This is a genomic window from Pantanalinema rosaneae CENA516, assembly GCF_050753385.1.
GTDB lineage: Bacteria > Cyanobacteriota > Cyanobacteriia > Leptolyngbyales > Leptolyngbyaceae > Pantanalinema > Pantanalinema rosaneae.
The window spans coordinates 102,645-129,323 of sequence record NZ_JBLZFZ010000012.1; the positions used below are offsets into that span (position 1 = coordinate 102,645).

The following is a 26,679-nucleotide window of genomic DNA, read 5'->3' on the forward strand; positions in this document are numbered from 1 at the left end:
GAGCAAAATTGTTCCTATTACGTGGAGTTATGGGCAATCTAGCTAGAGTCCTCAGCGAAAGCCCCTCTAGCTAACACTGTAACCGTGCACCATGACTAAGACTGCGGCTAGCAAACGTGTGTTTCCCTTACAGCTAGTGCTGATTACCCCCTTTGTGCTACAAATTTTTGGCGCTGTCGCTTTAGTAGGCTACCTTTCATTCCGGAATGGACAGAAGGCGGTGAATGATTTAGCCAATCAACTTATGCAGCGTACCAGCAATACGGTTGATCAACATCTTGATGCCTATTTATCCACTCCCCATAAGCTGAGCCAGATGAATGCCGAAGCCATTCGGATGGGGGTGTTAGATGTTCACAATCGCCAAGTGGCGGGTCAATACTTTTGGCAGCAAATGCAGGCGTATGATGTCACCTTTATTGGATATGGTCTCACAAATGGCAATGGGGTTGGAGCCATTCGGTATGATGGCAAAACGCTCACGATCGACGATTGGCAAAACCAACCACTGAAAAATGCTATCACCTATGCCACAAGCCCCCAGGGGGAGCGGACGAGGATTGTAGGGGTGTATGATTACAACCACTTCAAAGAAAGTTGGTATGCCGATCCCTTAAAAGCCAATCAACCAATTTGGGGTAAGGTGTATGTTTGGAATTCTCCCTATGGGCCGTATATCAGTGCCTCAGCCGGTCGCCCGATCTACAGCTCCCAAAACCAGTTGCTCGGGGTAGTAGGTACGGATATTCATCTTTTGAAGTTGAGTGACTACTTACGCCAACTGACAGCCAGCACTTCAGGGCAAATTTTTGTCATTGATCGAGATGGCCTGTTAATTGCCAATTCGGCCGCTAGCGAACCATTTATTCTAGTCGGTGACGAAATTCAGCGATTACCAGCTACTAATAGTCCTGATCCAGAGTTGCAAGGAATTGCGAAACAACTCCATCAACACTTTCAGCAGTTCCAAACCATTACTGAACCCCAAGCCTTGCAAGTGAAGTGGCGGGGAGAACCCTATTTTGCTCAAGTCACCCCCTGGCGAGATCAGTATGGCTTAGATTGGTTGGTGGTTGTGAGTGTGCCGGAACAGGCATTTATGTCCCAAATTAACGACAACACCCGCACAACGATTTTCCTCTGTCTCGCCGCTTTAGGGGTGGCTACCTTAATGGGGTGGTTTACCTCACGGTGGATTACTCGCTCCATTCTGCACCTGAATCAAGCCAGTCAAGCGATCGCGGCAGGTAATCTAGATGAAACGGTTGCCAATAGCCAGATTCAGGAGTTGAATACCCTGGCGGATTCCTTTAATCACATGGCGGGGCAATTGCGGGAGTCGTTTATTGCGTTGGAAACGAGCAACTCTGAGTTAGAAGATCGGGTGGAACAACGAACGATCGCCCTCAAGACCGCTTTAACTGAACTGCATCAAACCCAAGCCCAGGTGATCCAAAGCGAAAAAATGTCCAGCTTAGGGCAACTGGTGGCAGGAGTCGCTCACGAAATCAACAATCCCGTCAATTTTATTCATGGCAACCTGCTCCATGTGCAGCAGTATACGCAGGACTTGTTGAACTTCATTCATCTGTATCAAACCCATTATCCTGACCCCAGACCTGAGATTACCGCCGCCGCCGATGAGATGGATCTGGAGTTTATGCAAGCCGATCTGCCTAAAACGCTAACTTCAATGAAAATAGGTACCGATCGCATCCGGCAGATTGTGTTGTCGCTGCGTAACTTCTCCCGCATGGATGAAGCCGAAATTAAGCCGGTGGATATTCATGAAGGTATTGATAGTACCTTGTTGATTCTGCAACATCGGCTGAAAGCCCGCTCAGATCGTCCTGAGATCGAGGCGATAAAACACTATGGCACGTTGCCGTTAGTCGAGTGTTATGCCGGACAACTGAATCAGGTGTTTATGAACATTCTCACAAATGCGATCGATGCCCTGGACGAACACATTGGGCTGCCTGAAACAGCACGTTTAGCCCCACAGATTACGCTCAGCACCACAATGATTGATGTGGAATGGGTACAAATTAGCCTGGCGGATAATGGCCCTGGGATTCCCAAACCGCTTCAACAACGCATTTTTGATCCCTTTTTCACCACCAAACCGATCGGTAAGGGCACAGGCATGGGCATGTCCATCAGTTACCAAATTATCACCGAAAAACACGGTGGGAGATTGGAATGTGTTTCCCAACTGGGGGCAGGCACAGAATTTATCATTCAGATCCCTGTCCGACGGCAGGCGATCGCTTAAATTAATTAGCGTCCCCAGCGAAACACAGCCGCACCCCAGGTGAGCCCTGCTCCAAAGCCAGAGGTGACGATCGTATCCCCAACCTTTACCCTACCCTGCCGGACTTCGGCATCCAGGGCTAACGGAATCGAAGCGGCAGAGGTATTGCCATACTGCGCCAGATTACTGATAACTTTTTCGGCAGGAATTTTCAAGCGATCGGCCACGGCATCCAGAATCCGTTGATTGGCTTGATGCAACAGTAACCAATCCACCTGCTCAACACTTAGATTGGCGCGGAAGAGAGCTTTTTCAATCACCTCTGGGACTCGCCGTACCGCAAACCGATACACTTCCTGTCCATTCATCGTAATCGGGGTAAAGCGACCCTGCCCGACCTCGACTCCCTCTAGCAGCACTTGCGGTTCCGGCTGAAACGCCAGATTTAAATACTTATTCTGAGTGCCATCACTCCGGAGTTCAAACCCAAGTAGCTGATCGCGATCGTTGGCCTGTAAAACCACTGCCCCAGCACCATCCCCAAACAGGATACAGGTGCGGCGATCGCTCCAATCCACCCAACGCGATAGAACATCAGCCCCAATCAGCAGAATATTTTGATAGGTACCCGTCTGGATAAACTGTGCCGCTGTCACCAAGCCAAACACAAAACCCGAGCAAGCCGCCGTCAGGTCGAAGGCAACCGCCCGGGATGCTCCCAACGCCGCCTGCACCAGACTGGCAGTGCCGAATAGATCATCGGGTGTCGAGGTTGCCAGAATGATTAAATCCAGATCGGTCGCGGCGATACCTGCCATGGCGATCGCGGCAGCACCGGCCTGAGTTGCCAGGGTCGTTAACGACTCGGTGGAGTTGGCTAACCGCCGACAGCGAATGCCAGTACGAGTGGCAATCCATTCATCAGAGGTTTCAACGAGTTGACTGAGTTGCTGGTTGTCGAGCGCAGTAATGGGTGCTGCCGCCCCACTGCCGGTCACTGCAATGCCGACTCCGGGTTGTTTCAATGCCATGCTCTATCCGTCACGGGGTAATTAATCGGTGGCAATTGGGAATGAACGGGTAATGAGTCACTATCAACTCTGCATTCCCAATCGTGAGGTTGCGGCTCAGCTATCCGTGGACTGACCACTGACGGCGGAGGGGCGCGAGTTTTTGTGATACTTTGCCTGAATTCGCTCTAACACTTGATGGTCAACGGCTTCCTTGGCTAAGCGAATGGCGTTGAAAATGCTCGGTGACTGAGAGCTACCGTGACTAATAATGCAAATTCCGGCAACTCCCAGCAGCAACCCACCCCCATGTTCGGCATGATCCATCCGTTGTTTGATCCGCTTCAGGTTAGGTTTTAACAGGGATACGCCCATTTTGCCATGCAAGCCTTGTGGGAGTTCTTCCCGGAGGATTTGCAGTGCCAGTTCTCCGATCGCCTCCGCAAACTTCAGCAACACGTTCCCGACAAAGCCATCACAGACAATCACATCAAACTTACCGGACAGCACATCCCGTCCTTCGGCGTTGCCAATGAATTGAATTTGCGAGTTCTTCTCCAGCAACTCGTAAGTGCGGAGTGCCAAATCATTTCCTTTGCTGGCTTCCTCGCCAATATTCAGCAAGCCGACTTGAGGCTGGTCATTGCCCAACACATATTGGGAATAGATACTGCCCATCAGCGCAAACTGTTCGAGAAACTTCGGACGGCAATCTACATTAGCACCGACATCTAGCACTAATACGGGTTTCCCTGCAATGATGGTTGGCAATACCGCCCCGATCGCCGGACGATCAATGCCTCGTAACCGCCCTAATCGGAGCAAGGCGGCTGCCATCGCGGCTCCAGAATGTCCTGCCGAAACCACGGCATCTGCCTGCTTCTGCTTTACCAAATCCATCGCTACATTGATCGATGCTTTGGGTTTACGTCGTAAGGCTGAAAGGGGTTCCTCTTCCATTTCAACCACGCCCTCGGCGGGCACAATTTCCAGGGGGCAGGAGGTCGTATGTCGTTCTAGACATGCTTTAATTCGGTCGGGATCGCCTACCAGCAACACATCCACGCCCAGTTCCTCTTGGGCTCTGAGCGCTCCAGTGACTATTTCCGCTGGGGCATGATCCCCACCCATTGCATCAATCGCTATTCGCGCTCGCGTTGATCCCATTGGTTCAAGTTATAGAAGCCTTAAAAGTCAAACATGCGGGTTTTCACCTCGCAATCCCATTGTTGACCAAAATGCTCCTTTTGTCATTTACTTAGCGTTAACTGGCAGGAATAACGGCAGGGTATGCCGTGGCAGTGAATTGGCGCGGAGCCATCCTACTATCGGTTCCAAATGCCCTGGATCTGACCACTTTCTGGGCGAGAGGTAGATTGGTTTAGCTCAGGTTCTGGGGTTGGAGCGACGTAAACTAACGCTAAGACAATCAAACTGATGGCTAAAAAACCAACTTCCGCAGTTTTCACTAATTCAGATTGGATTGTGCGCATTGCTGAGGAGCATCTCCTGGCTAGAGCGAGAGATTGAATCAACTAATTTCTTGATCTTAGGTAGCGCCATCCTGAAACACATCCGCTTTTAGGTATAGACGAATACGTCGATTAGGTGAACTCTCCTGTCACAATAGTTCACCCAATTGGGGGATTTTGCTCAAGGTTAACGGTAATTTTGACTAACTTAATGCGATCGCCTGAAGGCATTGTTCTATGGGTAACCGTTGTGCCATTGCCTGAACTAAGGTGGCATGGGCGGTTGCCTGGTCTTTTAAGATCGTTTTGGCTCGGAGCAGTGCCCACCGTTCAGCCTGGTCACAGGCGGTAGGAGTCAGTCCCTGTTGGCGTAAAACGGCTCTCAAAACCTGGAGATCGTCCTTACCCCCCTGCACATCCCCATAGGTCAGCGATTCGGCAGCGATCCCTGCCATCCAGACGGTACAGTAGCGATCGAGTACAGAGGTGGTACTAGCCGCACCAGGGCGTAATGTCTGCTCTAACTCTTGGGCATCCACCTGTACGCCTGCCTGTCCTTGATGACCCTGGCGGAAGGCTTCCCAGGCACTTAAGCTGTAGCCTGTAATCGGGATACCTAAATGATGGGCAACCAGAAAATGCCCCGCTTCATGATGAACGATGCGAGTGCGGTACTGTGCCGAAAAGCGGGCGATGCCATCCAGCAGTAAAGTTGCTCCCTGTCCCTGCCAACTCAGGGTATCTAAGGTGGCGATGCCGAGTGCCCCTGCCGTCGCGATCGCGGGCACTAGAGGCGATAAATGCACGATCGGTCCCAGTAGACTTGCCATCGTGACCGTGAAAATAGAAATTGCAATCAGATTCAGAGACAACTGGCTCATAGCAGAGAGAGCATCTGGCAATTAAGGTCAATCCCTAGTGTAACGGATTGTTAACTGCCAACTAATCTCTACTTAGGAGATCTCTGAGAAAGATCTTTCCTCTGTACGGGTTTAGCCCTCGGTAGATGATCTCTGACCGATCGCACAGAGGATTGACCGAATGCCAAACCCCTACGATTTGTGGGTATAAATTCTTTTGAAAACGAATTTATTTTTGTCTGGCGCGGTAAAACGTCTTCAAGCTATGAATATCGCCAACGTAGCGCCAATGCCAGGGTTCGTAGCTCACTCCCTGGCGATTACCTTGAGGAAACGATAGTTCAAAGCTATAGTGGGCAGCATTTGCCTGTAGCCATTGAAACGCGGCGGTCTGCTCGAAACTCTCGCTTAAATCTACCGATGGTACGCTGCCATCCCCAATATCGATCGCATAGCCTGTGTGGTGTTCACTATAACCGGGAGGGGCACTGACCTTAGCGCGTTCGGTCGCAACCTGTCCACGCTCTGCCTTTTTACCAAAAAATAAGTAGTCCTGGTCATGTTTAGAGCGAAACCCCGATAGGGGCACCAGGCTCACACCATCGGCTTGAGCGGCGGCGGCCATTGCCTGAAAAGCCGTTGCAGCACTTTTACGCAGCATGATGTCTCTGGCAACAGGGGCTAGTTCATCGGCGGGGGCTTCTGAATAAGCATAATGCCCTAGTAGAGTATCACTGGTGGGAGCGGCGGCACTGTTCGCTGGGGTAGTCGCTGAAGCGGCAGGTTGAGGTTGACTACTCGGAGCGGCGATTGGGGGATTTGCCTGAGCCGAATCCGTTGATGGCGGCTGCCGGAGTTGGAGGGACACGATTACCCCAGACACCATGGCTACAATCGCCACAGCGCTTAAGCCACCGATCAGTCCGACTCGATTTGATTTGGGCTTAACCGCGACATCTGGAGTTTCCCGGAACGCGATCGGAATATCGTCCATCGAAGGATTCATAGCTTTCGCTGCCTTTCCCGCTGTACTTACCTTATCCAATCGTTTTACTCCTGCGCCGAAGGCAATCTACCACGACTCACTAACTACGAATTGTAGACTGGTCTGATTTATATCAAAGTTTTCCCACTCAGGCTATAGAAACTTACCCCTCAGTTACCCATGAACAATCTGTCTATGCCTGGGATTAGTAAATAGTGGGGACTCCACCCGTTATTACCTACCAGCCACCACTATATCTCCCCCATCTCCCCCATCTCCCCTATCTTTCCCATCTCCCAAACTCTTGCCATTTATCTCTCTATCCTAACTATGTCGATCGTGAACCTGCTAACTATCTATACTCCTTTAGTAGGTTGGACTGGAGTGGGCTGGCTATTGGGTCGATGGCTACCCAAATCTACGCCGGTCTATCTGGGCAAATTTTTGTTTCGGTTTGGTGTACCTTTAGGCATCTTTGCCTTCCTCCGTCATACCCAAATTTCCTGGTCGTTATGGCTGGCTCCCGTTACAGCCTGGAGTGCGATCGCTCTGGGTGCAGGATTGTCTGCGATCGCCCTGCGGTGGTGGCGACCTCAATTGCAGACGCAACCGGGCTGGAATCAGCGCACTCAGGGGAGTTTTGTCCTAGCTACGATGTTTGGCAATACGGGGTATATTGGCTTTCCCGTTTCTCTGACCTTAGTGGGAACGGAGTATTTTGCCTGGGCGCTGTTTTATGACCTATTGGGGTCAACGCTGGGAGCCTATGGATTAGGAGTTGCTCTAGCCGCCCGGTTTAGCGATCGTCCCCATCATCCTGGGCAGGCGTTTCAGGCGTTACTCCGCAATCCTGCCCTGGGGAGTTTTGGAGTTGGGCTAATCTGCCGGGACGTGCCGCTACCCGCGATCGTCGAAACCGCCTTACAGGGGGTCGCCTGGGGAGCGATCTCCTTGTCCTTGGTCTTAGTGGGTATGCGGTTAAGTCAGTTAACCTCCCTAAAAAAATTGCGGACGGCGTTAATTAGCGTCAATATTAAAATGCTGCTAGTGCCGTTAATTCTGGGAACTGGGCTGTGGCTTCTGGGAGTGACGGGCTTAGAGCATCGGGTAATTTTATTACAAATGGCGATGCCACCTGCTTTTGCTACCTTGGTGATTGCGGAAGCCTACGAACTGGATCAAGAATTAGCCGTGACCGCGATCGCGATCGGGTGTCTGGAACTATTGATTCTGTTACCGATCTGGCTCTGGCTATTTAGCGGCTAAATCAATCGCTAGGTCTGAGGCAATAAGGGAGCAACCAGGGCATCCTCTAACCGATAGGCTAACAGCGATCGAAAGTAGTCCTGATCAAAAGCGATTTGCCAATCATGACTTGTTAGGCGCTCCTGAACTTGCTGCCGCCATGTGATCAGTGTAGTCGGAAAATCCGGGGATTGCAGACCACTACGCCATAGGACTAAAGCATCTTCTCCGGTGTCCTCGTAGTAGCGCCGCCGCCGTCCCGCTTCCTGAAAGCCAAATTTACTATAGAGCGCGATCGCCGATTGGTTAGAAGCCCGGACTTCTAAGGTCGATCGCTTTAAACCCCGGATCTGAGCCGCTTGTAATAGAGCAATCAACATTACCTGTCCTAGTCCTTGCCGTTGGTACTGGGGATGAATGCCAACGAGGGTAATGTGAGCTTCATCGACGATCGCCCAGGAGCAGCCAAGTCCGAGGATGGGGGGATGGAGAGGTGGGGAGGATGGCGAAGGTAGGAGGATCAGGAGGTCGCTGTTGGGGCTATCGAGTTCGCGGTGGTAGCCGTCTAGAGTCCATAAGCCGCCGAAACATTGGCGATCGAGGTCTAATGCGGCTGGCAACCGCTCCGAAGTGAGGGGGGTAATGGTGAGAACTGCCACAAAAGCTTGCTATCTCCTTCAAGGATGCACAGCACTCGATTGTAAACTGTTATTAGTATGGTTTTGCTCCGGTCATCTTGTAGAGGATTAAGTTTACGCAATGGTATTTACCCAGGCTACGGAGGGTGGTAATTCGGGTCGGCAATATTTACCGGATGGTGTAGCAGCAACGGACACCCGCTCTCCAAATCAATCGTTGTTACCGCTAACTACGGTCATTAATCAGGCAGATCATCTGGAGATTGGTGGTTGTGATGTACCCGACTTAGTCCAGAAATTTGGCTCACCTCTGTATATTCTGGATGAAACGACGTTGCGGGCAGCCTGCCAGCAGTATCGGGACGCGTTTCGTCGCTACTATCCGGGGGAGTCGCAGGTGTTGTATGCCTCGAAAGCCTGGAGTTGTCTCGCGGTTTGCGCGATCGCGGCTAGTGAAGGGCTAGGCATGGATGTGGTGTCGGGTGGCGAACTCCATACCGCGCTGGAAGCTGGAGTCAGCCCCGATCGGATTTACTTTCATGGCAATAACAAATCCCGTGACGAATTGACCTTTGCCGTCGAAACGGGTTGCACAATTATTGTCGATAACTGGTTGGAACTGCGGACACTGGCGGAATTTACGGTTGAGCAACCAATCCGGATCATGCTACGTCTGACTCCGGGGATTGAGTGCCACACCCATGAGTACATTCGCACCGGCCATTTAGACAGTAAGTTTGGCTTTGACCCGAACCAAGTCACGGAAGTGTTAGAGTTCGTCAGTCAGCAGTCCAAGTTAGCCTGTGTGGGTTTACATGCTCACATCGGCTCCCAAATTTTTGAGCTGCAACCCCATAATGATTTAGCGGCGGTGATGGTGCAGTGGTTTGGTAAGGCGATCCAATACGGTCTGCCGATGCAGGAACTGAATATTGGCGGTGGTCTGGGGATTCGGTATGTGGAATCTGATGATCCACCCAGTATTGATGCCTGGGTACAAACAGTGGCGACGGCGATCGTGGCAGCCTGTCAGGAACAGAATGTGCCCTTGCCTAAACTATTGAGTGAACCCGGTCGATCGCTGATTGGTTCAGCCTGTGTGACGGCATACACGATCGGGAGCCATAAGGAAGTTCCGGAAATTCGTACTTATATTAGTGTAGATGGAGGGATGTCGGATAACCCGCGACCGATTACCTACCAATCGGTTTATCGGGCAGTGGTGGCAAACCGGATGTCTGCGCCCATGACGGAAGCTGTGACGATCGCTGGGAAACATTGTGAATCTGGCGATATCCTGATTAAGGAAGCGACACTGCCAACTACACAACCAGGCGATACACTGGTGGTCATGGCGACGGGAGCCTATAACTACAGTATGTCGTCCAATTACAACCGGATTCCGCGCCCGGCTGGGGTAGTCGTGAATCATGGTGAGGCAAATTTAATTCTGCAACGAGAGACTTACCGCGATTTAGTGCGTCAGGATCGGTTGCCAGAACGGCTCCAACCTCCCGTGGTTGAGGCTTAATGTTGCTGATCGCTTGTTCAGCATCCACCAGAGTCAAAGTTGCAAAGCACAGGGTTGATCCAGATCGATGGGGTACTTATGGAGGCAATTGCTGGCAGATTCTGGCTGGATACAGTCTCTATTGCTTCTGACTAATCCCGATCCGGCATCCACCTGGTCATCATTGTTTCTATTTTGGGAAAGAACACGACGGCTCGTGGATGTTGGTTTGGTGGTGGCGCTGACTTACATGATGCTGGTGATCATTGGGGAACGGCGTACCCTCTGGATGGTACGGGGGTTTATCCTGTTGATGCTGGCGGCGGCGGTGAGTACCCGAATGCGGCTGGATTTACTCAGCTTTGTTTTGAGTAATCTGGTGATCGGTTCGGCGGTGGCAATGGCGTTTATTCTGCAATCCGAGTTCCGGCGGTTTCTGGAGCAGTTGGGACGAGGACAGATCATCCAACTGCTCCAGCCATATCGCGCCAGTCCTCATAAGTCCAGTAGTGTGACCGATGAGATTGTTGATGCGGTCAAGGAACTGTCGCAAAATCGTACCGGAGCGTTGCTGATTCTGGAAACCGGTAGCCCGATCGATGAACGGGATTTTTCGGTGCCCGGAGTGCGGCTGAATGCTGAGGTATCCAAGGAATTGATCCAAACGATTTTTCAGACGACGACGCTGTTACATGACGGGGCAGTGCTAATTCGGGATTCGCGTCTGGTGGCGGCAGGCGTAATTTTGCCCTTATCCGAACGGACGGCTTCCCGCCAGTTAGGCACCCGCCATCGGGCTGCAATGGGGATTACGGAGCGGGTAGAGAATTGTATCTGTGTGGTGGTGTCTGAGGAGACAGGATCAATCTCCTTGGCAGAACGGGGCACACTAAACCGTCCCTTAACGAGCAGTAAACTAAAGGAACTTTTGGAAGCCCGATTGTCGCAGACAGTCGATCGCGAAGCGGTTGCCCCTGACCTCCGCACCTTAAGTCGTCAAATTGGCGCTAAAGTTTGGATGGTCGCGGCACAACTCTTTGATCGCCAAAAACGTAAAAGTTAAGTAAAGACACAATAATTCCTGCCGGAATCCCATCGGACGAGGGTGCTTTTGCATTAGAACAGGATGGAGGGCTGTTTCATGCTACTCACCAACCTGATTTGAGCAGCCATGACTATGGTTGTGGCTTGTCTGAGGGCTATTTGCTGACGACCAATTTGTGTCTACTGCCGATTTGACCTTCTCACCCTTGTACTGTTTCAACTGTCAGCTTCTCTGGAGACAACATGACTGCGAAGCCAATCATCTTGCAAGAGTTACCGGCGGATCTATTGCGAGAACGCCTACCTCAGCATGTGGCTGTGATTATGGATGGCAATGGTCGTTGGGCAAAAAAACGGGGGATGCCGCGCATTATGGGGCATCAACGGGGTGTCGATGTCCTGAAGGATCTGTTGCGCTGCTGCGGTCACTGGGGCATTAAAGCCTTAACCGCCTATGCCTTTTCGACCGAAAACTGGGGCAGACCCGCAGAGGAAGTAGAATTTCTGATGACCTTGTTTGAGCGGGCATTGCGGCGGGAACTGCGGGAAATGATTGAGGAAGATGTCCAGATTCGGTTTGTGGGAAATTTAGCGGTATTACCACGATCGCTTCAGGATGAAATTGAGCGATCGGTCGCTGCCACCAGCCAAAATCAAGGGATTCAATTCACGATCGCGACTAACTACGGAGGACGGCAGGAAATTTTGCAAGCCTGTCGAGCGATCGCGGCCAAGGCAAAACAAGGGTTAATCGACCCAGAGCAAATTGACGAAGCTCTGTTCGAGCGACATTTGTATACGGCGGGAATTTGTGATCCTGACTTACTGATTCGCACCAGTGGTGAGATGCGGGTCAGTAACTTTTTACTCTGGCAGGTCGCCTACTCAGAAATCTATGTCACCGATACCCTGTGGCCCGATTTCGATCGTAAAGCCTTCCACAAAGCCTTATCTGCCTATCAACAACGAGAACGCCGGTTTGGCAAAGTGGGTAAAGTCTAGGGGCGTGAGATTACGGACCCGCAAAAATCGCATCTTCAATATCCTGGCGGCTGAGCGAATATTTGAACGATCGCTGCACCGCTCTGGCACGATCGCCAAATTCAAAGTAGCGCACAATCAGTTGATCAACATCCAGCATCAGTTCTGCCTTCCAACCCGGTTGATCGAGATACCAGCAGTGCAACTCAGCTTTGTCCTGCTGACACCCTTTGGTGATCAGCCATTGCTCAATATCAGGGAGTGGGTGGTTATAGAGGGGGGTATCAGCCGATGGAAGTGTCATGGAAATAGGGATCATGCAGGTAAAAACTCATGCTGAAGAGGGAACTAGCCTAGCCACCAGGGGTGTAGCCAGGATATCATTGCCGGAACCGTTGGTGAAATCGTATCTCCCCGAGTTAGCCCGATCGCGATCGCTAGAGCTAAACAGCCAATAAACGTCAGCGCCAGGATGAACAAAGCAAAAATTTCCCCGGGAGATAAGGGTCGATCGGTGGGATCGAGATATGCCGACGATTGATAGGGACGAGCGGAGGGGGTGGGATGATGCAGGCTGGGTAACGGTTGCATGACTGGCACTCGTGAGTAGCCGATCGTCCGATCATAAGCGATGCGGCGCTCCGGTTGGCTCAGGGTAGCGTAGGCTTCATTCAACTGTTGAAACTTAGCGGTGGCGATCGCCGCTGGTAGGGTCGTAGTATCCGGATGATAGAGCTTACTTAAATCACGATAGGCTTGCCGGATATCGCGTACCGAAGCGGAGGGATGGACTCCCAGCAGAGCGTAGTGGCTGGAAGTCGGAGGTTGGGCAAACAGCGTCTTGCTGTCTCTAGGTTTGGCGGATGTGCGATCGTGAGTCACAAGCAGTCCCAGGATAGCTTTGAAATACGGCGATCCAACTTTTGAATATTCTAACCAGGTTAGAGGCATGGCTCAAACCGCCAGCCACGTTCATGATGATGTTTTACCGTTCACTACGGGGGAGTGATTAACGATTCCGCAAATTCCGGCTAAGAGTAACCAACCGATCACGTTAATCCGGGCATCAAATAGCGTCACATCAAACAGGCTAAAGAAAGCGCAGCCCATAAATGCTACAAGAAACGTGAAGTAGATCAGGCGATCGTAAATCTGTTGTTCCTGATCCGGGGCGCTGGCAGGATAGGAATGCCAATTGACGAGATATTGGCTGCCTTGCGTTACCACCCAACCCACTATCCCTACCAATAGCACCGTTGCCGGTATCCCGGTTTCTGCCAGCAGCATTAACACCAGATTATGGGGATGTCCCAGGATGGAATTGACTTGAGCCTGATAGAGTGGCGTAAAGTTGCGTAAGCCCCATCCTAACCAGGGACGTTGTTCTGCCATCGACCAGGCGAATTTCCATTGCGTCGTGCGTAACATCCGCTCGGGTCGATCGGGGTACAGTTCATCCGTTAACCGCGCCCAGAAAAACGCTGGCACGATCGCCCGCCAACCCTCCCGGATGGGAGATGGGGCAAATGCTGCCATCAGCACCGCACTGATGAGTGCTCCCACACCGACCAACAACCACCGCCAACCTTGATACAGCGCAAATGCTAGACCCGCGATCGCGGCAATTGCCCAACCATTGCGAGAATTAGTCAAAATCAGGGCGATCGCATTCCCAGCGACGATCGCCGTCAGGATCAGCAGCTTAGGGGTGATCCATTGTCGGAGAGTAGCCCCCAGTTTAGGACTGGCAGGGTGGGATCTCTGACCCTGAACGGAATTAAACCTGAACGATCGTTGATTGACGGCTTCGATCCATAGTCCTAGTGCCAGAATGAATGTCACTACAAAATAGCTGGCTAAGACATTGGCATAGAAAAAGACCGACGACATCCGACCGGGAGGATTACCCCCTGCCCGAATCAGCCAATCCACGACGATGCCGAATAGCTGGATATGCCCACTCCAGCCCAGCCATTGCTGTCCCAAACCGATTACCACCACCGGAACTGACCCCGCGACCAAAATCCAGGCAAGCCGCCGAAGTTGAGCCGGAGTGCGAATCAGTTCGCTTAACACCGCAAAGGCGAGAAAAAACGGCAGGAAATTAAATACTCCCCAAAACGCCGCCTCCCGGATCTGGGCAAAGGTGGCACTCAACAGCATCAGCCCACTGACGATCGCCAAGCCCTGATTGATCCGACGTTGTCGCAGGATGGGAAATTGTTGCCAACCCAAAATCAGGGCGATCAACAACATGCTGACTCCCCCTAGAAAACTACTCATGGGTAAGAGCAAACATGCCCACTGCGTCCAGTCCCACCAGAACTGAAGCTTGGGGTCAGGATGTGGTTGGGGCGGGAGGAACTGCTTCAGCGATCGGCTAAGCCGGTTCAAAACATTCAGCAAAGCAGTCCGCCCGAGTTAAACGAATTTGTGCCAGAGCGTAGACCGTGGGCACAATCCGACCGTAGTTGGTCGCGATCGCTCGCCACCCCAGATCGGCAAAAAACCAGATCCATAAGGCTGGTCCTAAACACGCAAATAATCCCCGTACCGCCGTATACCGCGCCGCCGATAAGGTCATGCCGCGTCGAGCGGTTTGCAACACAACGTAATGCTGGAATTGGCTGGCAACGGTAGCACTGCCTAATGCCACCGCTTGTTGAGCTACCTGATAGCTGGCAAAATGAATTGCAAACTGGCGGGCAATCTGTTGCAGCAATAAGGGACGCAAGACTGATGTAACGGCTAAGGCTGTTCCCCCTTTCAGCACCAGGCTCATGGGATCCTGTTGAACCGCGATCGGTAATTCCGGCAGCAGTTGGGCTTTGCTCAGGGAGCGCTTGAGCCGAATGGTTAACTGGTTCTGTTCCGTGGGGGGTAGCTGCTTCCAGGCGCGGGCAAGCAGGTTCAGGAAAACTTCTTCCTCCAGGTCGATCGTAGACATGGAAGCCTTATAGGGCAGCTTGAGGTAGCGGCAGACCTGAATCAGAATTTCGCGATAGGATAATTGCTCTGTTTTGCGGCTGAGAACGGTGACCCCATCGGCAGCCAGAAACCGAAATCGTTCCTCCAACGTATCGAGCCAAATGTCACGGTCTTGGCTTTGTACCGCCATTGGATCGGGGGTATTGAAATAATCTAATGGGTTAAATTTGGGGCGGAATAGGATCTCGGTTAGATCGCGTAATTCTTCCTCAGTTGCTAACTCCAATACTGCTCTCAGTTCATCCACTGCCAAGTCCTCCCCGGCTGTAAGATTGCCGTTGCTGGGACTATTCTACTAAATCAACCGAAGTGCTTATGGCTAACTTTCGTACTATTCTGCCCAACTCATCGGTCTAACTAAAAAGCTCCCTAGAGCTAATATTCTCCAGGGAGCTAACGCAAAATTATGGACTAAATGCTGAATTAGGCGAGATCCGCAGCACCCTCAGCGCCCTGGCTCATGCCCTCTTGATCGCGTTCGTCTGTCATGCGATCGCCACCGGGTCGCCGTCTGCCAAACCGACCTGTGTTAGATTTTTTGCGAAATTTCCGGGCATAAGCCTGGTTACGAAGAGCTTTTTCTTTCTTTTGGTTGCGGCGTTTAGCCATGTCTACTCCCTTATGGAACTGCCAATCATTGCAACATACAAACATACGATGCCCGAAGCCGACGCATGGCATTCGAGCAAACTGATAAATACTTCGGTAATCAGTCAAGAAGACTACTTTAACATAACTCTCCCGTTGTCAGGTGGAGGTGAGCAAATTCCGAGCAAATTCAATCGCCTCTGCTGGGGTGTTGATTAATCCCTCGGCTCTGGCTAATTGTACGGCAGCCAGCAATTGACCAATTTGGGGCCCCGCCGGAAGGTGCAACGTCGTCATCAAATCCTGTCCTGTCAGCAGGGGAATCGGATGCGCAACGGGATCTTCCGGGACTAGAAATCGTTGGATTAAGGGTGAGATCGCCTCTAGAGCAATACCCTGGGCGATCGCGAATACCGCTAGAGCGGGAAAGGCGGCTCCCACGCTTTGAAACAAAAAGTATTGCTCCCGCAACGATAAATTTATCGGTATGCCACTCGTGGCTTCAGTGGCCTCAGCGTTAGTTCGGTGAGCGGCGGTACATAGTTGAGGCAGCGCTTTCAACACGGTACTGACAGCCTGGATCTCTGTGCGGCTGTATTTTAAGCTGCGGAGTTGAGCTTCTGCCGTGATTGGCAGGGATGGTAGTAAGCAGGCAAACTTAGCGGTCATTAACCAGTTACGGGCTGACCCGGAAGCTCCAGATTCCAACACATTCAGCGGTTTTGTTCCACTGCTGGATTTCGGGATATCGATCGCATGGGACTGTCCACTCCGAGTCGGAATCCGAATGCGATCGAGCAACGCCACGACAAACTCTGGCATGACTTCCTGCAACCAGATCACTGTCTGATCCATCCGGGCTAATAGCTCAAAACTGGCGATCGTGGCATCCGGTAGCCAGGATTTCAACAGGTCATTCTGCCAGGCTCGGGTCAGCCAAACCGTCCCACCGGGGGCACTGAGTAAATAGTTCAACTCAGATTGAATCCGCTCTGCCGCGATGCGCTGTAATAAGGGCGCAAACTGATGGATCGCGGTGGCTGTGGCTGGGTCGAGGTAGAAGTTGAGTTGGGCAGACTGCCGATAGGCGCGTAACAACCGCAGGGGATCTTCCTGTAAGTTCTCGGCAGACACCATGCGAATCAGCCGTTTTTCTAAATCAATACAGCCGTTGAGCGGATCAATAAATTCGGCGGTATGGGGATTGTAGGCGATCGCATTCACCGTGAAGTCGCGCCGATGTAAGTCGGCTTCTAAGCTATCTCCCACCTGTTGGGCAAAATCGACGGTGCCCTGCGGAAACACCACTCGGGCAATCTGGCGTTCGGCATCCAGCAGCACAAAGCCAGCCTGGTAATGACGCGCGATCGTGCGGGCTGTTTCTACTACTCCGGTTGGCAGCACAAAATCTAAATCTAAGTAGTCACTATGCCGCCCCAGCAAGCCATCCCGAACACTGCCGCCTACCAAATACGCCGTTCGCGGCAACCATTCCAGGCTGAAGGGCCACGTGTGCGGAGAGAGTGCCGAAAATGCGGTCACAGAAATGGGTGGCTGATTGTCCAAACCCTGATCTAATCCTGTCCAATCTAACTTCAACAATAATTCAACCCTAACGATGTCAATAGCGAAGTCAATAGCGAATTGATGCAACTCATGGGCGGTCTTTACATCTTCATGCCTTGCTGTAATGAAACTCAATCCGACAAGGGATGAAATCATCCATGCGCCTGAGCTAGATTAACAAAAAAGTCACGCCATTCCTTCAGTTAATCGCCGCTATTGAATGGGATGCCACTGTACTGCCGTTTCGGGGATAAAGGAACGAGGAATCATGTGTATTTGTATCAATTGTCACTATGTCGATCGTTGCCTGACCTATCATGCGGTCGAAGAACAGCACCAGCAGCCTCACCTGACCGAAGCTCCAGACTTTGAGGCGACGGAACCGACGATTAATGTCAACATTCGATCGCAGGGCGAAATTATCGAAATGGAGTTTGATGTCGTGGGTTGCCAGAGCTTTCAGCAGGAGCAAGGCAAATGGGCGCGGCTCCGTCCCGGTGAACTGGTGCCAACGTAAAACACTCTGCAAAATTGGCTCGTCATCTGGGCGATCGGGTAACCGTAGGCATAAGCTTGCCCTGGAACCCGGCTCTTGCAAGAATGGAGTTTATGACATCTGAGAACACAACTGAGCAACCAACAGCTAAACCCACTTCTGCCAGTGCTGCCAAACCAACGGGCTGGAAATTTTGGTTAGATAATATCCAGATTTTGGTGATTGCCTTAATTCTGGCACTATTGATTCGTGTATTTGTTGCCGAACCGCGATTTATTCCATCGGATTCTATGGTGCCGACCCTGGCAGTGGGCGATCGTCTGGTCGTGGAGAAAGTCTCCTACACTCTGCATCCCCCGCAATTCGGTGACATCATTGTGTTTGATCCCCCGCCGCAGTTGCAGGAGATGGGCTACCAGAAGGATCAGGCGTTTATTAAACGGGTGATTGGTCAACCGGGACAAACCGTTGCCGTTCGTCAGGGTCGCGTGTATGTGGATGGGCAACCCTTGACGGAACCCTATATTGCTGAACCGCCGGAATACCAGATGCCCCCGGTGCGAGTTCCCGATGGCATGGTATTTGTCATGGGCGACAATCGCAATAACAGCAACGATTCCCATGTTTGGGGCTTTTTACCCCAGCAGTACATTATCGGACGAGCCTGGTTGCGCTTCTATCCGATCAATCGGATTGGGCAAGTGACGATCGCTAAAACCGCAAATAATGCATGAGTTCTGCCGTTAGCTGACCGGGTAAGGCAAGCCGTCGCTGGAGATGGCTGAGATTGCGGTAAGCTCCCTGTTTACGGTGTTGCACGATCGCCTTTGCCAGATACAAATCCACCCCTGGAATCCGCACTAACATCTCTACGCTCGCAGTATTGGGATTAATCGGTTGAACGGCGCAAACGCTGTCTGGGTCGTAGTAACAAAACCGTAATATTGGTTCTAGTGGCTTTAAGTACGAGATCGGCAGGCTGAGGGCAGCGGCAAGATCATCAACACAGTGAAACGGCACTCCGGCGCGGGAAAGTTCAACCAGCGATCGGGCTTGATGAATCGATAAACCTGGTAATCTCAGCCAATCGTCTACAGTCGCCTGATTCACATCAATCTGAATCCCTAAACTGGCGGCGAGTTGAACTTCCGCGATCGACTGCAAGCGGTAGTAGGGATCATGCTGAATTTTCTGGCGAATGGCGGCAGGAATGCCTGAACGCGGTTGGGTGACAGTGGATAACCAGTTGCGCAGAACCATGATGAGGAGCGGGAGAATGGGGAGATGGGGAGATGGGGAGATAGGGAGGTGGGAGAGGATTAGACCAGGCGATCGAGGAGTTGGCGGCGTTTTTGCTCAAATTCGTATTCGGAAATTAACCCATCTGCCCGGAGTTGATCCAGTTGGCGGACGGCATCGGCGATCGCGCCAATCTTAGCGGTATCGACTGGCTCGGAGGTTGCCGTAACCTTACCCGGTTCTGAAGGAATGCCATAATTAAACCGTTGGTCAAAGCGATCGGTTTCCTGGGCTAAATACCAGATGCCTTCGATCGCGCTGGCGACTCGGGGAATGGGAGTCCAGGACAGCAGCAAGTATAAGACTCCCCAGACGGGTTGACGCAGGTAGAATTTATGGAATCCGGCAACTGGCGCGACGGCTCCGGCAAATGCTAATAGGGAAGCCACTTTACGGTTTCTGGGCTGACTGAACACATGTACCCCCGATCGGTTCACCATTTGCCTCCTATCCTACCCTTAGCGATTGCCGAGAAATACAGATTTTCCCCTTTGGATCTATCCTGTTTGCTCCAAGTTGGCACAGTACAGTAAAGAAGCAACTACTTCAGTCCGGGGCGGTTCACTACGCATGGAGCTACTTAATCGGCATAGAAACCATTGATTCGGCAGGTTTACCCCTCGCAAGCTGCCATAGCTGCCATCCTTTCCTAAGATGAACGAGTCATAGGTCATGGATGGGTGGGATATGGCTAACCGATCTCTTGACCGATCTCTTGACCTAAACAGTCCGAGCTTAATAATTTGTATGCAAATCAAATTTTGAGTTGTGATCCGTTACCTCACCCTTTGCGTAAGAGTAAGGCAAGCTAAGATTAGCGCTAGCATTCCTGGTATCCCGTTGAGCAACCTGTACCAACTCGCAGGATGATTAGATACACCTCGGGTTTGGATGGGTCTACCTGTTAGGGGTGATTGACGACTACCGGGAGGTTGAATTAGTAATCTAGCAGTCGGCTCGCTACCCTAGAGGAAAGCCAGCATCTCCAGTGGATTTTTTTGAAGCTGCACAAGGCGTTTGTTAATGGTACAGAGTCCTCTTCCTCCAGATTGGTTACAGCAATTTTCTGATCCTTACGCTGTACTTGGTGTATCTGTTGCCGCTGATGATCGCCGCATTCAGAAGCGCTATCGGCAGATTGCTATGGTGTTGCATCCCGATCGCTTTGCTGGGAATGATGCTGGCAGTCAAGATCTGGCGAGTCAACTGCTGGCCCGGTTGATTAATCCCACCTATGAGAAGCTGAAGCAGGAGCAGAATCGCAAGGAGAGCCTGGCGTTATTACGCTTGCAGGTGAGAAAGCTGACGCGAGAGAAACCGTTATCACCCCAAAGTGAACTGGCACAGCAGTTGATGACGCATCCTGCCAGTAATGTTGATGTGTTTTATGAGCAAGCGATCGCCAAACTGGCAGAGACTCAGTACCAGCCGATCGAGCAATTTCAGACCATCACCCTTGAGTTAACGGAACTGAATCAGGTTTACCTACGGTTGAAGATGGGCAGTACACCGATTCGGGAACAACGAACGGGATTAGTGCCAGCGACCGAAGCCCAGCCCGTAGCCTTTACGCCTGCTCCTAGCCATCCGGAGACGGTGACTGAGAGCTATGCTCAACGCCATTATCGTCGGGCACAGGAATATGCCAGACAAGGGAGATGGCCTCAGGTGGTACAGGAGATGCGGGATGCGATCAGGATTGAAGCTGATCATGGGGAGTACCACGCTCTCTTAGGCGTAGCCTACTTACACCAAAACATGACGGGTACTGCCAAAGCCTATATACGGCGGGCATTAGAGCTTAACCCCGAGGATGCGATCGCCAACCGGTATGCCGCTCGACTGGGGTTAACGCCAACGGCTACCAATGCATCGTCACCCAATGGGCGATCGCCTGCTTCTAGTGCAACTCCGTCCACCAATCAGACTCGTAATGCTGCCGCAAATAGTAGCCGTAGCCATGTCTCTACCAGCCATTCCAGCCGAGTAACGCCACAGAAACGAGGTCTATTCGGTTGGTTCCGCTCAATTCTCAAGTTCTTCCGCAATTTATTTACCCGTCAACGGCAAGCCTGATCGGTATAGGGTTGGAAGTGGCAGAACTGATGTGATTCCAGGGTTGAATAAGTAGTGGAACCCCTACTTAACTCCGATCGATGCCTGACTTAGAATGTGGATATAGATAAGGCTAAGTATTGCCCTACCCACCTTACAACGCAGTTTGAAGCAATGGGATTTTTTGATTCTGAGATTGTTCAACAAGAAGCAAAGCAGCTATTTGAGGACTATCAATCCCTCATGCAGTTAGGCGGTAGCTATGGCAAATTCGATCGCGAAGGGAAAAAGCTATTTATTGAACAAATGGAATCCGTCATGGATCGGTATCGCATTTTCATGAAGCGCTTCGAGCTATCGGAGGATTTCATGGCACAAATGACGGTACAACAGCTTAGAACTCAGTTAGATCAATTTGGCATTACCCCGCAGCAAATGTTTGATCAGATGAACCTGACCCTGGAACGGATGAAGTCAGAGATCGAACATCAAACCTAGCCCTTAAGGCGGATTGAGGCTCGATCGGCGATCGGTAAACTGACCCACGGGTTGACTAGAGGGTGAGATTAGGAGGGAGCCGGGAAATCTGAGGCAGGACGGAAGTTCTGGACAGGCACCCCTTCTAAGGCACGTTCCATAAATCGCCGCCAGATCGGAGCGACATAGGTTCCTCCCGTTGCTCCATAGCCGATCGGGCTGTAGTTATCATTGCCCACCCAAACAGCAGTAGACAGTTGCGGCACATAACCCACAAACCAGATGTCGCGTTCTGATGACGTGGTTCCGGTTTTGCCTGCCGCCGGACGACCCAGACGGGCAGAGGTGGCTGTACCCGATTCAATTACACTTTGCAGCACACTGTTCAGCGAGGCAGATGCCCAGGGGTCAAGCACTAACTGGGGTTTTGGCGTGTTGTCCAGCAGAACATTGCCACTACTATCAGTGACTTGCACGATTAAGGTGGTGTCTGAATGCCAGCCGTTATTCGCAAAGGTAGCGTAGGAACCAGCCATTTCCAGGGGGGTTAAATCGACCGATCCTAGTGGTAGGGAAACCACAGGTTCGATCGGGCTCCGAATCCCCAAAGTGCGACAGACATCAATCACTTTGTTTAAGCCGATTTCCTGCCCTAGCCGCACCGCCGGAATATTACGCGACATGGCTAACGCCGATCGAATACTCATAGGCCCCGCAAAGGAACCATCATAGTTCTGGGGATAGTACATATCGTACCCATCCGGATAGCCGACTGGACTGTCGTTAATCGTAGACTCGGGGCCATACTTCCCAGACGCAAAGGCGGTGTAGTAAACAAATGGTTTGAAGGCAGATCCGGGTTGTCGCAGGGCTTGAATGGCTCGGTTGTACTGACTCTTCTTATAATCCACCCCTCCCACCATCGCCTTGACGAAGTGAGTCCGGGGATCAACGGCGACTAATGCCATTTGATCAGCATAAACCCCCTGGCTGAGTAAGGACTCATGCCCTTCCGCCACAACTTGTTCGGCAATCCGTTGCAGTTTGGTGTCGATCGTGGTTTGCACCCGCATACCACCCTTTAGGACGGCATCTCGCCCAAACCGTTTGGTCAATTCCTGTACTGCCGCCTCAGTCACATAGGGCATCTGGCTGGTTTGGAACGAAGTAATTTGCCCTAACTTGATCGGTTGTTTTTTGGCTGCCGCCTCTTCCTGAGGCGTAATCCACTGTAGCTCCTTCATCCGGTTCAGCACTTCTGCCTGCCGTTGTTTGGCTTTTTCCATACTGGCAAATGGACTCAAGCTTTCTGGTGCTTGGATTAGCCCGGCCATCATGGCGGCTTCTGCCAAATTCAGGTTAGCGGATGATTTACCAAAATAACTTTGTGCCGCCGTTTCGGCTCCATAGGTGTTATGTCCCCAGTAGACCTGATTCAGATACATTTCCAGAACCTGGTCTTTATTAAAAATTTGTTCCAGTCGCATGGCTAACACCGACTCTGCCACCTTGCGGCTGAATGCCTGCTTCGGCGATAGAAACAGGTTTTTCACTAACTGCATGGTGATTGTAGACCCACCCTCTACGGTGCGTCCCTGTATCCAGTTTGCCCGCACTGCCCGTACAACCGCCCCGACATTCACCCCATGATGCTGGTAGAAAAAGCTATCTTCAACCGCTAACACTGCCCGCTTTAAATGAGGCGAAATTTTATTGAGCGGCATCACCTCTCGGTTGGCTTCGCCATGCAGACTGGCTAATGGCTTACCTTTGATGTCGTAAATATGGGTGGTTTCAGTGGGGGCATAGCTGCGTAACACCCGCACATCTGGCAAGTTACGGAAGCTAATTGCCAGACCGACTAGTCCGCCTGCAACGACCGAACTGGTCAGCATAGTGATTCCCAGCACCATACCCCCCGTAAGCTGGCTGACGGCTTTGACAAATTGAACGGTGGGGGCTGAATGAGTGGGTTGTTTGCGGGGAAGGGTATTGGATGACACGATGACGGTTTCCTGAGAGAGCAGTAATGCAGATGCCGGGGTGGATGAAGTTAGCCTTGCTTAAGTTGTTCTCCAGATTTGGCTGGAACCAGGAGAAATCACGATCGCGCTAACAAGACATTACATTCGGGATGGTTCCTTGCTGATGGATGATAGCAGCGTAAACCGTAAGATGTCAGATCAAATTACAGTAAACTCATGGGAATGTCAGCTTGTGTGATCACAAGGATCACCATATTTGCCTGCAATTATAGTAGGCTGTCCATTTTATGTTATGAAAGTTAACCTGTGAGCGGAACGAGTCAACAGCCCAGTCCCCCTTCAGACCTTGCCTGGTTGCATCGAGGCACCAGCGAGATCTTCCCTGATCAGCCCGATTCTAAAAGTGCTGACGATAATTTAACGCAGCGATTATTGCAGAGCCAGCGACCACTGCGCATCAAACTTGGGATTGATCCGACTGGGGCAGATATTCATCTGGGGCACAGTATTCCGGTGCGTAAGCTGCGATCGTTTCAGGATGCCGGACATACGGCGGTGCTAATTATTGGTGACTTTACGGCGCGGATTGGCGATCCCACGGGGAAATCGGAAGTTCGGAAACAGTTGACTGAAGCCGATGTGGCGGCGAATGCCAAGACTTACCTCGACCAGGTACGCCCAATTTTGGACTTTGAGACACCGGGGCGGTTAGAAATTCGGTATAACTCGGAGTGGTTGGCAAAACTGGATCTGAACCAGATTCTGGAGTTGCTGTCTACGATGACCGTGGGGCAAATGCTGGCAAAAGAAGGCTTTGCCGAACGGTATGAGAAAGGGAATCCCGTTTACATCCATGAGTTTCTTTATCCCTTAATGCAGGGGTATGACTCTGTGGCGGTTGAGGCGGATGTGGAACTCGGCGGCACCGATCAAAAATTTAATATTGCCGTGGGACGGGACTTGCAACGACATTTTGGTCTACAGCCGCAGTTTGGCTTGCTGTTACCAATTCTGCTGGGAACCGATGGAACGCAAAAAATGTCCAAGTCGTTAGGGAATTATGTCGCCCTGACGGAAGATCCCCTGACTATGTACTCCAAGCTGGAGAAAACCCCTGATAGTCTGATTACTCAATACTTTGAGCTACTCACCGATCTGCCGTTAACCGAATTACCAGAAAATCCCCGCGATCGCCAAAAGTTGTTGGCTCTGAATATTGTCAGTCAATACCACGGGGAAGCCGCTGCGAAGCAAGCCCAAACGGATGCGGCGGGGTTAGTTAAAGGCAACACGACCCAAGCCGATTCGGTGCCGGAGTTCTCTCTGGCTGGGGTGCAGTTTCCTGCCAAACTATTTTATTTAGTCAGTGCTAGTGGCTTATGTAAAAGCAGTTCCGATGCCCGTCGTCAGATTCAAAATGGGGCGGTGCGGTTAGATGGCAACAAGGTCGATCGAGTCGATTTGACTTTTGAAACAACGGCGGATCTTCAGGGCAAAGTTTTGCAACTGGGGAAAAATAAATTTGTTCGATTTGTGGATTAATCCGATAGTCTCCAACCTGTTGCAAAGTTTTAGCAACTCTACCGTCCGATCGAGATGAGAGTGCTATGATTACCGATCAAGCTAGGGGTGCCTGAGCAATCAGGCTGAGAATACACCCTTAGAACCTGAGTCCGGGTCATACCGGCGGAGGGAAGCTGTTTATCTGAGGAACTCAATATGCGAGCAGAATGGATCGCCAAGCGGCGGGGGCACAGCAACGTGTCTCAGATGTACTATGCCCGTCAAGGCATGATTACGGAAGAGATGCATTATGTGGCACAGCGCGAAAACCTCCCAGCCGAGTTAATTCGGGAGGAAGTGGCGCGGGGTCGGATGATTATTCCGGCAAACATCAATCACGTCAATCTGGAACCAATGGCGATCGGGATTGCCTCCAAGTGCAAGGTGAATGCCAATATCGGTGCGTCGCCCAACTCCTCGGATATCAATGAGGAACTCGATAAACTCAACCTGGCGGTGAAATATGGCGCAGATACCGTGATGGATCTGTCTACCGGCGGCGGGAATCTGGACGAAATCCGTACAGCAATTATCAACGCCTCTCCTGTGCCGATCGGAACCGTCCCCGTTTACCAGGCACTAGAAAGCGTCCACGGTAATATTGAAAAACTCACCCCGGACGACTTTCTGCATGTAATCGAGAAACATGCCCAACAAGGGGTGGATTACATGACGATCCATGCTGGGATTTTGATTGAGCATTTACCGTTGGTGAGAAGTCGGTTAACCGGGATTGTCTCACGTGGGGGTGGGATTCTAGCTCGCTGGATGCTGGCACACCACAAACAAAATCCACTCTATACTCACTTCCGGGACATCATTGAAATCTTCAAGAAATACGATGTCTCCTTCAGTTTGGGCGATTCACTCCGTCCCGGCTGTACCCATGATGCCTCAGATGCTGCCCAGTTAGCCGAACTCAAAACCCTGGGACAACTGACTCGCCGCGCCTGGGAAGATGATATTCAGGTGATGGTGGAAGGGCCGGGGCATGTGCCGATGGATCAGATTGAGTTTAATGTCCGCAAGCAAATGGAAGAGTGTTCAGAAGCGCCCTTCTATGTGCTGGGACCCTTGGTTACCGACATTGCCCCCGGGTATGACCACATTACCTCCGCGATCGGGGCGGCAATGGCAGGCTGGTATGGCACAGCGATGCTTTGCTACGTCACGCCGAAGGAACACCTGGGTTTACCGAATGCCGAAGATGTGCGGAATGGCTTGATTGCCTACAAGATTGCGGCTCATGCCGCCGATATTGCCCGTCATCGTCCGGGAGCCCGCGATCGTGATGATGAGTTGTCCCGCGCTCGGTATAACTTCGATTGGAATCGGCAATTTGAACTGGCACTCGATCCCGATCGGGCGCGGGAGTACCACGACGAAACTCTGCCTGCGGATATCTATAAGACCGCCGAGTTCTGTTCTATGTGTGGGCCGAAGTTCTGCCCGATGCAGACCAAAGTAGATGCCGATGCCTTAACGGAACTGGAGAAATTCCTGGCACAGGAAAAGCAAACCGTTAGTCCGGCGTAGTTTGGCCGAACAGTTTTAAGTGGGCAGTTCCTGGGTTGGGATTGCCCGAAAAAATAAAGGGGCAAAAGAGACTGCCCCTTTGTTGTTATGCGTTCAAACTAATGGTCAAGTAATATCCCTACGGATA

At 51.5% G+C, this 26,679-nt stretch carries 27 protein-coding genes and 1 riboswitch; of the genes, 11 read left to right on the forward strand and 16 right to left on the reverse strand.

The annotated features are described in order from the left end of the window. Positions 1-91 precede the first annotated feature (91 nt). A complete protein-coding gene (locus tag ACN4EK_RS09465; RefSeq protein WP_431657595.1) occupies positions 92-2,275 on the forward strand; it encodes an ATP-binding protein in 2,184 nt (727 codons plus the stop codon). A gap of 5 nt (positions 2,276-2,280) precedes the next feature. Here ACN4EK_RS09465 and ACN4EK_RS09470 read toward each other — a convergent pair whose 3' ends face one another. From ACN4EK_RS09470 to ACN4EK_RS09490, 5 genes are all read right to left on the reverse strand, one after another. After that, entirely contained in the window at positions 2,281-3,285 is a 1,005-nt protein-coding gene (locus tag ACN4EK_RS09470; protein WP_431657596.1) for a beta-ketoacyl-ACP synthase 3, read from the reverse strand. 96 nt (positions 3,286-3,381) lie between these two features. Beyond that, positions 3,382-4,431: a phosphate acyltransferase PlsX gene (plsX, locus tag ACN4EK_RS09475; RefSeq protein ID WP_431657597.1), complete on the reverse strand. Its 1,050-nt coding sequence runs from the start codon at positions 4,429-4,431 to the stop codon at positions 3,382-3,384. 158 nt (positions 4,432-4,589) lie between these two features. Next, positions 4,590-4,757 (reverse strand): hypothetical protein, encoded by a 168-nt coding sequence (locus ACN4EK_RS09480; protein ID WP_431657598.1) that lies wholly within the window; start codon positions 4,755-4,757, stop codon positions 4,590-4,592. Positions 4,758-4,939: 182 nt separating this feature from the next. After that, entirely contained in the window at positions 4,940-5,617 is a 678-nt protein-coding gene (locus ACN4EK_RS09485) for an ATP-dependent Zn protease (protein ID WP_431657599.1), read from the reverse strand. A gap of 208 nt (positions 5,618-5,825) precedes the next feature. Then, the gene (locus ACN4EK_RS09490; protein WP_431657600.1) at positions 5,826-6,602 is read right to left on the reverse strand and encodes a M15 family metallopeptidase; all 777 of its coding nucleotides are present in this window, start codon (positions 6,600-6,602) and stop codon (positions 5,826-5,828) included. Positions 6,603-6,911: 309 nt separating this feature from the next. Between ACN4EK_RS09490 and ACN4EK_RS09495 the strand changes: the two genes are divergently transcribed. After that, positions 6,912-7,847, forward strand: a complete 936-nt coding sequence (locus tag ACN4EK_RS09495; RefSeq protein ID WP_431657601.1) for an AEC family transporter — start codon at positions 6,912-6,914, stop codon at positions 7,845-7,847. An 8-nt stretch (positions 7,848-7,855) separates the two neighbouring features. Here ACN4EK_RS09495 and rimI read toward each other — a convergent pair whose 3' ends face one another. Beyond that, complete coding sequence (gene rimI / locus ACN4EK_RS09500; RefSeq protein WP_431657602.1) at positions 7,856-8,485, reverse strand: ribosomal protein S18-alanine N-acetyltransferase; 630 nt, start codon at positions 8,483-8,485, stop codon at positions 7,856-7,858. A 100-nt stretch (positions 8,486-8,585) separates the two neighbouring features. Here rimI and lysA point away from each other — a divergent pair, with 100 nt between their 5' ends. The 3 genes from lysA to ACN4EK_RS09515 all read left to right on the forward strand — a co-directional run bounded on the left by lysA (position 8,586) and on the right by ACN4EK_RS09515 (position 12,020). Further along, entirely contained in the window at positions 8,586-9,995 is a 1,410-nt protein-coding gene (gene lysA / locus ACN4EK_RS09505; protein WP_431657603.1) for a diaminopimelate decarboxylase, read from the forward strand. 67 nt (positions 9,996-10,062) lie between these two features. Then, a complete protein-coding gene (cdaA, locus tag ACN4EK_RS09510; protein WP_431657604.1) occupies positions 10,063-11,037 on the forward strand; it encodes a diadenylate cyclase CdaA in 975 nt (324 codons plus the stop codon). Positions 11,038-11,261: 224 nt separating this feature from the next. Continuing rightward, positions 11,262-12,020: an isoprenyl transferase gene (locus ACN4EK_RS09515; protein WP_431657605.1), complete on the forward strand. Its 759-nt coding sequence runs from the start codon at positions 11,262-11,264 to the stop codon at positions 12,018-12,020. A 10-nt stretch (positions 12,021-12,030) separates the two neighbouring features. On the opposite strand, the gene ACN4EK_RS09520 is transcribed toward ACN4EK_RS09515, so the two are convergent. The 6 genes from ACN4EK_RS09520 to ACN4EK_RS09545 form a co-directional block, all read right to left on the reverse strand. After that, positions 12,031-12,303: a DUF3143 domain-containing protein gene (locus ACN4EK_RS09520; protein ID WP_431657606.1), complete on the reverse strand. Its 273-nt coding sequence runs from the start codon at positions 12,301-12,303 to the stop codon at positions 12,031-12,033. Positions 12,304-12,347: 44 nt separating this feature from the next. Beyond that, entirely contained in the window at positions 12,348-12,950 is a 603-nt protein-coding gene (locus ACN4EK_RS09525; protein WP_431657607.1) for a J domain-containing protein, read from the reverse strand. A 21-nt stretch (positions 12,951-12,971) separates the two neighbouring features. Then, on the reverse strand, positions 12,972-14,393 hold the full coding sequence (locus tag ACN4EK_RS09530) for an O-antigen ligase family protein (protein WP_431657608.1): 1,422 nt from the start codon (positions 14,391-14,393) through the stop codon (positions 12,972-12,974). Continuing rightward, entirely contained in the window at positions 14,380-15,234 is an 855-nt protein-coding gene (locus tag ACN4EK_RS09535) for a YaaW family protein (protein ID WP_431657609.1), read from the reverse strand. Before ACN4EK_RS09535 ends, ACN4EK_RS09530 begins: the two co-directional genes overlap by 14 nt. Before the next feature lie 176 nt (positions 15,235-15,410). Beyond that, positions 15,411-15,596: a hypothetical protein gene (locus ACN4EK_RS09540; RefSeq protein WP_431657610.1), complete on the reverse strand. Its 186-nt coding sequence runs from the start codon at positions 15,594-15,596 to the stop codon at positions 15,411-15,413. A gap of 138 nt (positions 15,597-15,734) precedes the next feature. Next, complete coding sequence (locus ACN4EK_RS09545) at positions 15,735-17,297, reverse strand: tRNA nucleotidyltransferase/poly(A) polymerase family protein (protein WP_431657611.1); 1,563 nt, start codon at positions 17,295-17,297, stop codon at positions 15,735-15,737. Between the two features lie 112 nt (positions 17,298-17,409). On the opposite strand from ACN4EK_RS09545, the gene ACN4EK_RS09550 reads away from it, so the two are divergent. Together ACN4EK_RS09550 and lepB are read left to right on the forward strand one after the other, a co-directional pair. Next, entirely contained in the window at positions 17,410-17,658 is a 249-nt protein-coding gene (locus ACN4EK_RS09550) for a Ycf34 family protein (RefSeq protein ID WP_431657612.1), read from the forward strand. Positions 17,659-17,750: 92 nt separating this feature from the next. After that, positions 17,751-18,371 carry a signal peptidase I gene (gene lepB, locus ACN4EK_RS09555; RefSeq protein WP_431657613.1) on the forward strand — a complete coding sequence of 207 codons (621 nt, stop codon included), beginning with the start codon at positions 17,751-17,753 and terminating at the stop codon, positions 18,369-18,371. Here the strand turns inward: lepB and ACN4EK_RS09560 are convergent. From ACN4EK_RS09560 to ACN4EK_RS09570, 3 genes are read right to left on the reverse strand one after another with little or no spacing between them, the layout of a single operon-like run. After that, positions 18,349-18,897, reverse strand: coding sequence for a helix-hairpin-helix domain-containing protein (locus ACN4EK_RS09560; RefSeq protein ID WP_431657614.1), 549 nt, complete (start codon positions 18,895-18,897; stop codon positions 18,349-18,351). The two genes, lepB and ACN4EK_RS09560, sit on opposite strands and share 23 nt — an antisense overlap. A gap of 59 nt (positions 18,898-18,956) precedes the next feature. Beyond that, positions 18,957-19,376: an SHOCT domain-containing protein gene (locus ACN4EK_RS09565; RefSeq protein WP_431657615.1), complete on the reverse strand. Its 420-nt coding sequence runs from the start codon at positions 19,374-19,376 to the stop codon at positions 18,957-18,959. Positions 19,377-19,433: 57 nt separating this feature from the next. After that, positions 19,434-19,610, reverse strand: a complete 177-nt coding sequence (locus ACN4EK_RS09570; RefSeq protein ID WP_431657616.1) for a hypothetical protein — start codon at positions 19,608-19,610, stop codon at positions 19,434-19,436. Positions 19,611-19,959: 349 nt separating this feature from the next. On the opposite strand from ACN4EK_RS09570, the gene ACN4EK_RS09575 reads away from it, so the two are divergent. Both ACN4EK_RS09575 and ACN4EK_RS09580 read left to right on the forward strand, forming a co-directional pair. After that, complete coding sequence (locus tag ACN4EK_RS09575; RefSeq protein ID WP_431657617.1) at positions 19,960-21,012, forward strand: J domain-containing protein; 1,053 nt, start codon at positions 19,960-19,962, stop codon at positions 21,010-21,012. A gap of 153 nt (positions 21,013-21,165) precedes the next feature. After that, on the forward strand, positions 21,166-21,489 hold the full coding sequence (locus tag ACN4EK_RS09580) for a DUF1825 family protein (protein WP_431657618.1): 324 nt from the start codon (positions 21,166-21,168) through the stop codon (positions 21,487-21,489). Between the two features lie 68 nt (positions 21,490-21,557). Here the strand turns inward: ACN4EK_RS09580 and ACN4EK_RS09585 are convergent, their stop codons facing one another. Continuing rightward, a complete protein-coding gene (locus tag ACN4EK_RS09585) occupies positions 21,558-23,471 on the reverse strand; it encodes a transglycosylase domain-containing protein (protein ID WP_431657619.1) in 1,914 nt (637 codons plus the stop codon). Positions 23,472-23,759: 288 nt separating this feature from the next. Here ACN4EK_RS09585 and tyrS point away from each other — a divergent pair, with 288 nt between their 5' ends. After that, a complete protein-coding gene (gene tyrS / locus ACN4EK_RS09590; protein ID WP_431657620.1) occupies positions 23,760-24,995 on the forward strand; it encodes a tyrosine--tRNA ligase in 1,236 nt (411 codons plus the stop codon). Between the two features lie 73 nt (positions 24,996-25,068). Beyond that, a riboswitch (TPP riboswitch) is annotated at positions 25,069-25,165 on the forward strand. Positions 25,166-25,172: 7 nt separating this feature from the next. After that, positions 25,173-26,552 (forward strand): phosphomethylpyrimidine synthase, encoded by a 1,380-nt coding sequence (gene thiC / locus ACN4EK_RS09595; RefSeq protein WP_431657621.1) that lies wholly within the window; start codon positions 25,173-25,175, stop codon positions 26,550-26,552. The last annotated feature ends 127 nt before the right edge of the window (positions 26,553-26,679 follow it).

Coding starts and splice junctions, on each gene's coding strand:
- ACN4EK_RS09580 (WP_431657618.1), top strand. CDS start 21,166: ATGGGATTTTTTGATTCTGAGATTGTTCAACAAGAAGCAAAGCAGCTA.
- lepB (WP_431657613.1), top strand. CDS start 17,751: ATGACATCTGAGAACACAACTGAGCAACCAACAGCTAAACCCACTTCT.
- ACN4EK_RS09470 (WP_431657596.1), bottom strand. CDS start 3,285: ATGGCATTGAAACAACCCGGAGTCGGCATTGCAGTGACCGGCAGTGGG.
- ACN4EK_RS09495 (WP_431657601.1), top strand. CDS start 6,912: ATGTCGATCGTGAACCTGCTAACTATCTATACTCCTTTAGTAGGTTGG.
- ACN4EK_RS09570 (WP_431657616.1), bottom strand. CDS start 19,610: ATGACCTATGACTCGTTCATCTTAGGAAAGGATGGCAGCTATGGCAGC.
- ACN4EK_RS09490 (WP_431657600.1), bottom strand. CDS start 6,602: ATGAATCCTTCGATGGACGATATTCCGATCGCGTTCCGGGAAACTCCA.
- ACN4EK_RS09550 (WP_431657612.1), top strand. CDS start 17,410: ATGTGTATTTGTATCAATTGTCACTATGTCGATCGTTGCCTGACCTAT.
- ACN4EK_RS09540 (WP_431657610.1), bottom strand. CDS start 15,596: ATGGCTAAACGCCGCAACCAAAAGAAAGAAAAAGCTCTTCGTAACCAG.
- ACN4EK_RS09480 (WP_431657598.1), bottom strand. CDS start 4,757: ATGCGCACAATCCAATCTGAATTAGTGAAAACTGCGGAAGTTGGTTTT.
- cdaA (WP_431657604.1), top strand. CDS start 10,063: ATGGGGTACTTATGGAGGCAATTGCTGGCAGATTCTGGCTGGATACAG.
- plsX (WP_431657597.1), bottom strand. CDS start 4,431: ATGGGATCAACGCGAGCGCGAATAGCGATTGATGCAATGGGTGGGGAT.
- ACN4EK_RS09560 (WP_431657614.1), bottom strand. CDS start 18,897: ATGGTTCTGCGCAACTGGTTATCCACTGTCACCCAACCGCGTTCAGGC.
- lysA (WP_431657603.1), top strand. CDS start 8,586: ATGGTATTTACCCAGGCTACGGAGGGTGGTAATTCGGGTCGGCAATAT.
- ACN4EK_RS09485 (WP_431657599.1), bottom strand. CDS start 5,617: ATGAGCCAGTTGTCTCTGAATCTGATTGCAATTTCTATTTTCACGGTC.
- thiC (WP_431657621.1), top strand. CDS start 25,173: ATGCGAGCAGAATGGATCGCCAAGCGGCGGGGGCACAGCAACGTGTCT.
- ACN4EK_RS09525 (WP_431657607.1), bottom strand. CDS start 12,950: ATGCCTCTAACCTGGTTAGAATATTCAAAAGTTGGATCGCCGTATTTC.
- ACN4EK_RS09565 (WP_431657615.1), bottom strand. CDS start 19,376: ATGGTGAACCGATCGGGGGTACATGTGTTCAGTCAGCCCAGAAACCGT.
- ACN4EK_RS09545 (WP_431657611.1), bottom strand. CDS start 17,297: ATGATTTCATCCCTTGTCGGATTGAGTTTCATTACAGCAAGGCATGAA.
- ACN4EK_RS09515 (WP_431657605.1), top strand. CDS start 11,262: ATGACTGCGAAGCCAATCATCTTGCAAGAGTTACCGGCGGATCTATTG.
- ACN4EK_RS09465 (WP_431657595.1), top strand. CDS start 92: ATGACTAAGACTGCGGCTAGCAAACGTGTGTTTCCCTTACAGCTAGTG.
- ACN4EK_RS09520 (WP_431657606.1), bottom strand. CDS start 12,303: ATGACACTTCCATCGGCTGATACCCCCCTCTATAACCACCCACTCCCT.
- ACN4EK_RS09575 (WP_431657617.1), top strand. CDS start 19,960: ATGGTACAGAGTCCTCTTCCTCCAGATTGGTTACAGCAATTTTCTGAT.